Origin of the sequence: Vibrio sp. TRT 1302 (assembly GCF_050113875.1) — a bacterium.
GTDB lineage: Bacteria > Pseudomonadota > Gammaproteobacteria > Enterobacterales > Vibrionaceae > Vibrio.
Map to the genome: position 1 here is coordinate 20,754 of NZ_JBNJOF010000030.1, position 8,092 is coordinate 28,845.

Below are 8,092 nucleotides of genomic sequence, written 5' to 3' on the forward strand. Positions count from 1 at the left end.
AATAATCCCGTGGGATTACTCTTCGTCTTCTAGCTCGATGTTGATACCTAGCGAGCGAATCTCTTTCAACAGTACGTTGAACGATTCTGGCATACCAGGTTCCATGCTGTGGTTACCGTCTACGATGTTCTTGTACATCTTAGTACGGCCGTTAACGTCATCAGACTTAACTGTTAGCATTTCTTGTAGCGTGTAAGCAGCACCGTAAGCTTCAAGTGCCCATACTTCCATCTCACCGAAACGCTGACCACCGAACTGAGCTTTACCACCAAGTGGTTGCTGAGTTACTAGGCTGTACGAACCAGTCGAACGAGCGTGCATCTTGTCATCAACAAGGTGGTTCAGTTTCAGCATGTACATGTAACCAACAGTTACAGGACGCTCAAACGCATCACCAGTGCGACCATCAAACAGAGTTAACTGACCAGATTCTGGTAGGTCACCTAGTTTTAGAAGCTCTTTGATTGATGATTCATTTGCACCATCGAATACCGGCGTTGCGATCGGTAGACCGCCACGTAGGTTAGAGATCAACGTACGAACTTCATCATCAGATAGAGACGCGATGTCTACGTTCTGACGAGTTTCACCAAGATCGTAAACCTTCTGTAGGAAGTCACGGAACTTAGCAAGCTCTTGCTGCTCTTTAACCATTTGGTTGATCTTGTCACCGATACCTTTCGCTGCCAGACCTAAGTGTACTTCTAGGATCTGACCGATGTTCATACGCGAAGGTACACCTAGTGGGTTCAGTACGATGTCAACAGGTTGACCTTTTTCATCGTATGGCATGTCTTCAACAGGGTTGATCTTAGAGATTACACCCTTGTTACCGTGACGACCCGCCATCTTATCACCAGGCTGGATGCGACGCTTAACCGCTAGGTAAACTTTAACGATCTTCAGTACGCCAGGTGCTAGATCATCACCTTGTGTGATCTTGCGACGCTTGGTTTCAAACTTCTTATCGAAGTCTGCACGTAGCTCGTCATACTGCTCTGCTAGTTGCTCTAGCTGAGTCTGTAGAGCATCGTCTTCAAGCGTAAGTTCTAGCCACTTCTTGCGATCGATAGCATCTAGTTTAGCTTCAGTGTAACCACCGTCGATAAGCACAGCTTTAACACGGTTTAGAAGGCCACCCTCAAGAATCTGGAATTCTTCAGTAAGGTCTTTCTTCGCTTCTTTAAGCTGCATCTGTTCAATTTCAAGTGCACGTTTGTCTTTTTCAACACCGTCACGAGTAAATACTTGAACGTCGATGATAGTACCTGAAACAGAGTTTGGTACGCGTAGAGACGTATCTTTAACGTCTGACGCTTTCTCACCGAAGATAGCACGTAATAGCTTCTCTTCAGGAGTTAGCTGAGTTTCACCTTTAGGCGTTACTTTACCTACAAGGATGTCACCGCCTTTCACTTCCGCACCGATGTAAACGATACCTGACTCGTCTAGTTTAGACAGAGCAGACTCACCTACGTTTGGAATGTCAGCTGTGATTTCTTCAGCACCAAGCTTAGTATCACGCGCCACACAAGATAGTTCTTGAATGTGGATAGTCGTGAAACGGTCTTCTTGAACTACGCGCTCTGATACTAAGATCGAGTCTTCGAAGTTGTAGCCGTTCCAAGGCATAAACGCGATACGCATGTTCTGACCAAGAGCAAGTTCACCAAGGTCTGTTGAAGGACCATCAGCAAGAACGTCGCCACGTGCAACAGGTTCACCAGGCATCACACATGGACGCTGGTTGATACACGTATTTTGGTTAGAACGAGTGTATTTAGTTAGGTTGTAGATATCGATACCTGCTTCACCAGGGATCAACTCTTCTTCGTTCACTTTAACAACGATACGAGAAGCATCTACAGACTGGATTACACCACCACGTTTCGCTACCGCTGTAACACCAGAGTCAACTGCGATGTTACGCTCAATACCAGTACCAACTAGAGGCTTATCAGCTTTAAGAGTTGGAACTGCCTGACGTTGCATGTTCGCACCCATCAATGCACGGTTCGCATCATCGTGTTCTAGGAACGGGATAAGCGATGCAGCGATAGATACAACCTGGTTAGTTGCAACGTCCATGTAGTCAACATGTTCGCGTGGGTGTAGACCAGATTCACCTTTCTGACGAGCTGTGATTAGCTCTTCAGCAAATGTGCCTTCTTCAGTAAGAACAGTGTTCGCCTGAGCGATAACGTACTGACCTTCTTGAATAGCAGATAGGTAATCTACTTCGTCTGTTACTACGCCATCTACAACGCGACGGTATGGAGTCTCTAGGAAACCGTACTCGTTACAACGCGCAAACGCAGATAGAGAGTTGATCAGACCGATGTTTGGACCTTCAGGTGTTTCGATAGGACATAGACGACCGTAGTGAGTTACGTGTACGTCACGTACTTCGAAGCCAGCACGTTCACGAGTTAGACCGCCAGGACCCAACGCAGAAATACGACGCTTGTGCGTTACTTCTGATAATGGGTTGTTTTGGTCCATGAACTGAGATAGCTGAGAAGAGCCAAAGAATTCTTTAACCGCAGCAGAGATCGGCTTAGCATTGATTAGATCTTGAGGCATGATTGCATCAAGGTCACCAAGGCTTAGACGCTCTTTAACAGCACGTTCAACACGTACTAGACCAACGCGGAATTGGTTTTCTGCCATTTCACCAACAGAACGGATACGACGGTTACCTAGGTGGTCGATATCGTCCACTTCACCGATGCCGTTACGGATAGCGATAAGCTTCTTCATCACTTCGATGATATCAGTTTCATCAAGTGTGCCTTGCTCTTGAGCATCTTCACGTTCGATAGAGCTGTTGAACTTCATACGACCAACAGTCGATAGATCGTAACGCTCTTCAGAGAAGAATAGGCTTTCGAATAGTGCTTCAGCAGCTTCTTTCGTTGGTGGCTCGCCAGGGCGCATCATGCGGTAGATTTCTACCAGCGAAGAGATACGATCAACAGTGCTGTCGATACGTAGTGTCTCTGACATGAATGGGCCGTGGTCTAGATCGTTCGTAAATAGAACAGATAGAGCTTTATGGCCAGCTTGAGAAAGGTTAGCTAGAGCTTCTAGGCTGATCTCTTGGTTTGCACCTACAATGATCTCACCTGTTGCTTCGTTGATGTAATCTTTCGATGCAACTTTACCAACGATGTACTCTACAGGTACTTCGATGTGGTCAATGCTGTCTTTTTCAAGTTGACGGATATGACGTGCAGTCACACGACGGCCAGTCTCAACGTAAACTTTACCGTTAGCTTCGATATCGAATGACGCAGTTTCACCACGTAGACGATCAGGAACAAGCTCCATTAGAAGAGTTTGATCTTTAACTTCGAAGTTCACCTTCTCAAAGAAGATGTCCAGGATCTCTTCAGTCGTCTTACCTAGTGCGCGAAGAATGATAGATGCTGGTAGCTTACGACGGCGGTCAATACGTACGTATAGGTTATCCTTAGGATCAAACTCGAAATCAAGCCATGAACCACGGTAAGGAATAACACGTGCATTGTATAGAACTTTACCTGATGAGTGGGTCTTACCCTTATCGCTGTCGAAGAATACGCCAGGACTTCTGTGCAGCTGGGATACGATAACCCTCTCGGTACCATTGATAACGAAGGTACCATTGTCTGTCATAAGCGGAATTTCGCCCATGTAGACTTCTTGTTCTTTAATGTCTTTTACAGTACCTGCTGGCGCGTCTTTATCAAAAATAACTAGACGTAGTTTTACGCGTAGTGGCTTTGAATAAGTTACGCCGCGGATTTGACATTCTTTAACGTCAAAAACTGGCTCACCAAGACGGTAGCTAACGTATTGCAGCTCGGAATTGCCGTTGTAGCTCTGAATCGGAAATACAGAACGGAAAGCAGCTTCAAGACCGTATTGACCTTCAGGATCCTGTTCGATAAATTTCTCGAACGAATCGAGCTGGATCGATAGCAGGTATGGAATGTCCAACACTTGTGGACGAGTACCAAAGTCCTTACGGATGCGCTTTTTCTCGGTATAAGAGTAAACCATGGGGTTCCTCAGCTCGCTGATAAGTGACCCAAACTGCCTCTGGTAGTATGAGACAGTGACTAAATATCTGTTTGAGTGTAGTAGCGTTTCATTAAGAGCTAATGAAGCGTTTTTTGCTTGAAGTATGGGTGCTCAAACAGCGGAAAAATCACCCAACCCCTACAGCGCAAAAAGGCCGGTGGTTATAAAACCACCAGCCATTAGCCGTTAGGCTAAGAAGCTAAGTAATAATTACTTAACAGCAACTACTGCGCCAGCTTCTTCTAGCTGAGCTTTAAGAGCGTCAGCTTCTGCCTTCTCAACACCTTCTTTAAGAGGTGCTGGAGCGCCGTCTACAAGAGCTTTAGCTTCTTTAAGACCTAGGCCAGTTGCGCCACGTACTGCTTTGATAACAGCAACTTTGTTAGCGCCTGCAGATTCTAGGATTACGTCGAACTCAGTTTGCTCAGCAGCAGCTTCGCCAGCTGCAGCGCCACCAGCTACAACAGCAGCTGCAGCAGAAACGCCGAATTTCTCTTCCATCGCTTCGATTAGTTCAACAACTTGCATTACAGACATTTCTGCAACTGCGTCTAGGATTTGCTCGTTAGTAATAGACATAACAATTCTCTTTTAAATCAACAATAAGTTTATTAAGCAACCAGAAAAAAGCAAGGCTTACGCCGCAGCTTCTTCTTTTTGATCGCGGATAGCAGCGAATGTACGTACCAGCTTGCCAGCAGAAGCTTCTTTCATGCACATCATTAGGCGTGCGATTGCTTCGTCGTAAGTTGGTAGTGTCGCTAGTACTTCAGCGTCAGTTAGCGCGCCTTCAAATGCAGCAGCTTTGATCTCGAAGTTTTTGTTCTCTTTAGCGAAGTCTTTGAAAAGACGCGCTGCAGCACCTGGGTGCTCGTTAGAGAATGCGATTAGAGTAGGACCAGTGAATGTCTCTGTTAGACACTCATAGCTAGTACCTTCTACCGCACGACGCATCAGCGTGTTACGAACAACTTTCAGGTAAACGCCCGCTTCACGAGCTTGTTTACGTAGAGAAGTCATTGCGCCCACTTCAACGCCACGAGAGTCAGCTACAACTGCAGAAAGTGCACCACTGGCAGCTTCGTTGACTTCAGCAACAATTGCTTTTTTGTCTTGAAGGTTTAAAGCCATCTTGGATTAACTCCTGGTTGTCGTTACACCACTCACTATTATCACAACAGTGAGAGCTTAAAAGGTGCTTCCCAGAAGAAAGGTAACTATTTACATAGAGCTTTCTGTCAGTTCGGGCACCATCTACGTAGGATGATTAAGTTTGACAAGTCAAACACCTACGGTCTTGGACGGAGACTGGGTCATAATTCACAACAAATTCTAGAAGAATTTAATGAACCAAAGTTCAGCCCCAACCACAAATATTAGGCGCGGAATTATACACTAATTTCACGCCTAATCAAATCAATTATGCTTGAGTGTTCAGGCTACCCTGATCAACAGCAACACCAGCACCCATAGTAGTAGAGATGCTTACTTTCTGCAGGTAAGTACCTTTAGCAGAAGATGGCTTAGCTTTCTTCAGAGCAACTAGAAGAGCTTCTAGGTTCTCTTTGATCTGCTCAGCAGAGAAGTTTGCTTTACCGATAGTAGTGTGGATGATGCCGTTTTTGTCGTTACGGTAACGAACCTGACCAGCTTTAGCGTTCTTAACCGCTTCAGCAACGTTAGGAGTTACAGTACCAACTTTAGGGTTTGGCATTAGACCGCGAGGACCTAGGATAGTACCTAGTTGACCTACAACGCGCATTGCATCTGGAGAAGCAACAACTACGTCAAAGTTCATTTCGCCTTTCTTAACTAGCTCTGCAAGATCTTCCATACCAACGATGTCTGCGCCAGCTTCTTTAGCTGCTTCAGCGTTTGCACCTTGAGTGAACACTGCAACGCGGATGTCGCGGCCAGTACCGTGTGGTAGTACAGTTGCACCACGTACGTTTTGGTCAGATTTACGAGCATCAATGCCTAGGTTAACAGCAACGTCTACAGACTCAACGAATTTAGCAGTTGCTAGTTCTTGAAGAAGAGCTACAGCTTCGTTGATTTCGTATTCTTTAGTCGCGTCAACTTTGTCGCGGATTACGCGCATGCGCTTAGTTAGTTTAGCCATCTTATTAACCCTCTACCACTAGGCCCATTGAACGAGCAGTACCAGCGATTGAACGCTTCATTGCTTCGATGTCAGCACCAGTCATATCAGCAGCTTTAGCTTCTGCGATTTCTTGGATTTGAGCTTCAGTTACAGTGCCCACTTTTTCAGTGTTTGGACGGCCTGAACCAGACTTGATACCAGCAGCTTTCTTAAGAAGAACAGCAGCAGGTGGAGTCTTAGTGATGAACGTGAAAGAACGATCGCTGTATACAGTGATAACTACTGGAGTAGGTAGACCTTTCTCTAGAGATTCTGTTTTCGCGTTGAACGCTTTACAGAATTCCATGATGTTAACACCGTGTTGACCTAGTGCAGGACCAACTGGTGGACTTGGGTTTGCCATACCAGCAGCAACTTGTAGCTTGATGTAAGCTTCAACTTTCTTAGCCATGATTATTCCTAATTTTGGGTACAAGCGCTAATCGACCGATCAGCTCCCCGTTGATACAAATTCTTTTTATTTCGCTCAAAACTTGGCTTCGATTGAAATAATAAGGCGCGAGATTATAGTAATAATTCGCGCCTTGTACAACCCTAAAAAGGTGATTTTTTATACTCTACAAATCAGAGTATTAGTCCAGTTTTTCAACCTGACCAAATTCAAGCTCAACTGGTGTCGCACGACCAAAGATCGATACAGACACTTTCAGGCGGCTCTTCTCGTAATCCACTTCTTCAACTGTACCGTTGAAGTCAGCAAATGGACCATCTGTAACACGTACAACTTCACCCGCTTCGTACATAGTACGTGGACGAGGAGCTTCACTTGCTTTCTCTAGACGGTTAAGAATCGCATCAGCTTCTTTATCAGTGATAGGAGCTGGACGATCAGAGGTACCACCAATGAAGCCCATGACACGCGGCACACTGCGTACTAAGTGCCATGATTCATCGTTCATGATCATCTGAACTAGGACGTAACCAGGGAAGAACTTGCGCTCAGACTTACGACGCTGACCTGCACGCATTTCCACTACTTCTTCAGTAGGGACTAGAACTTCACCAAACAGCTCTTCCATGCTGTGCATTTTGATATGCTCACGAAGAGATTGGGCTACACGGCCTTCAAATCCAGAGAAGGCTTGAACCACATACCAGCGTTTTTTTGGAGCTTCACTCATGAATTAAAACCCTCTATACCCCAGTTGCTAGAGCGACAAGACGAACCATGATGCCGTCAATGCCCCAAAGCACTAGAGCCATTACAATACTTACAGCTAAAACGATTAAAGTAGTTTGCATAGTTTCTTGGCGAGTAGGCCAAACCACTTTGCGTACTTCCATACGCGACTCTTTTGCAAACTCAATCGCAGCTTTACCCTTAGTTGTTGTAGCAGCAACACCAAGTGCCGCAGCGATTAATACAACAACTCCTGCAGCACGAATTACTACAGACATTTCACCATACAGGTAATTACCCACAACAGCGGCAGCTAACAGAGCGAAAGTGACAATCCACTTAAAGATATCTGCGCCATTTGAGCTATCAGGAGTTTCAGCATTATTTGCTTTCATAAAACCAACCTGTCTAAGTCTTAATATAGACGACAACAACCCCGCTGTTGCAGGGCAAATCCATTAAACGGCAATCTAGCTAGATTGACGCACGCTTTTATTGATTGAGAAGCAACACCTCAATCAAAAAATCCTGCTTACATGTCTGTTTTCATAACAATGCAACAGACATTTTGTATAGTGCAGAAAAAGGGCATCAAATGATGCCCTTTTTGCTACTGGTTCGTCAAATCTTATTCCAAGATTTTCCGAAGACTTTAGCTAATTCGTTAGAATTAAGCGAAGATCTTAGCAACAACACCAGCACCAACTGTACGGCCACCTTCGCGGATCGCGAAACGTAGACCT

7 protein-coding genes and 1 pseudogene are annotated in these 8,092 nt (G+C 45.3%); all 8 read right to left on the bottom strand.

Annotated features, from left to right (window positions below; genetic code table 11):
- Window positions 1-15 precede the first annotated feature (15 nt).
- Window positions 16-4,044 (bottom strand): DNA-directed RNA polymerase subunit beta, encoded by a 4,029-nt coding sequence (gene rpoB / locus ACQEXP_RS20165; RefSeq protein WP_269378478.1) that lies wholly within the window; start codon window positions 4,042-4,044, stop codon window positions 16-18.
- A gap of 231 nt (window positions 4,045-4,275) precedes the next feature.
- Complete coding sequence (gene rplL / locus ACQEXP_RS20170) at window positions 4,276-4,644, bottom strand: 50S ribosomal protein L7/L12 (protein ID WP_269378477.1); 369 nt, start codon at window positions 4,642-4,644, stop codon at window positions 4,276-4,278.
- Between the two features lie 57 nt (window positions 4,645-4,701).
- Window positions 4,702-5,196 (bottom strand): 50S ribosomal protein L10, encoded by a 495-nt coding sequence (rplJ, locus tag ACQEXP_RS20175; RefSeq protein ID WP_138971459.1) that lies wholly within the window; start codon window positions 5,194-5,196, stop codon window positions 4,702-4,704.
- 289 nt (window positions 5,197-5,485) lie between these two features.
- The gene (gene rplA / locus ACQEXP_RS20180; RefSeq protein WP_269378476.1) at window positions 5,486-6,187 is read right to left on the bottom strand and encodes a 50S ribosomal protein L1; all 702 of its coding nucleotides are present in this window, start codon (window positions 6,185-6,187) and stop codon (window positions 5,486-5,488) included.
- Between the two features lie 4 nt (window positions 6,188-6,191).
- The gene (gene rplK, locus ACQEXP_RS20185) at window positions 6,192-6,620 is read right to left on the bottom strand and encodes a 50S ribosomal protein L11 (RefSeq protein ID WP_269378475.1); all 429 of its coding nucleotides are present in this window, start codon (window positions 6,618-6,620) and stop codon (window positions 6,192-6,194) included.
- A gap of 181 nt (window positions 6,621-6,801) precedes the next feature.
- Window positions 6,802-7,350, bottom strand: coding sequence for a transcription termination/antitermination protein NusG (nusG, locus tag ACQEXP_RS20190; protein ID WP_008078233.1), 549 nt, complete (start codon window positions 7,348-7,350; stop codon window positions 6,802-6,804).
- 13 nt (window positions 7,351-7,363) lie between these two features.
- Window positions 7,364-7,744: a preprotein translocase subunit SecE gene (secE, locus tag ACQEXP_RS20195; protein WP_004747599.1), complete on the bottom strand. Its 381-nt coding sequence runs from the start codon at window positions 7,742-7,744 to the stop codon at window positions 7,364-7,366.
- A 275-nt stretch (window positions 7,745-8,019) separates the two neighbouring features.
- Window positions 8,020-8,092, bottom strand: a pseudogene (locus tag ACQEXP_RS20200) (elongation factor Tu); the annotation flags it as partial.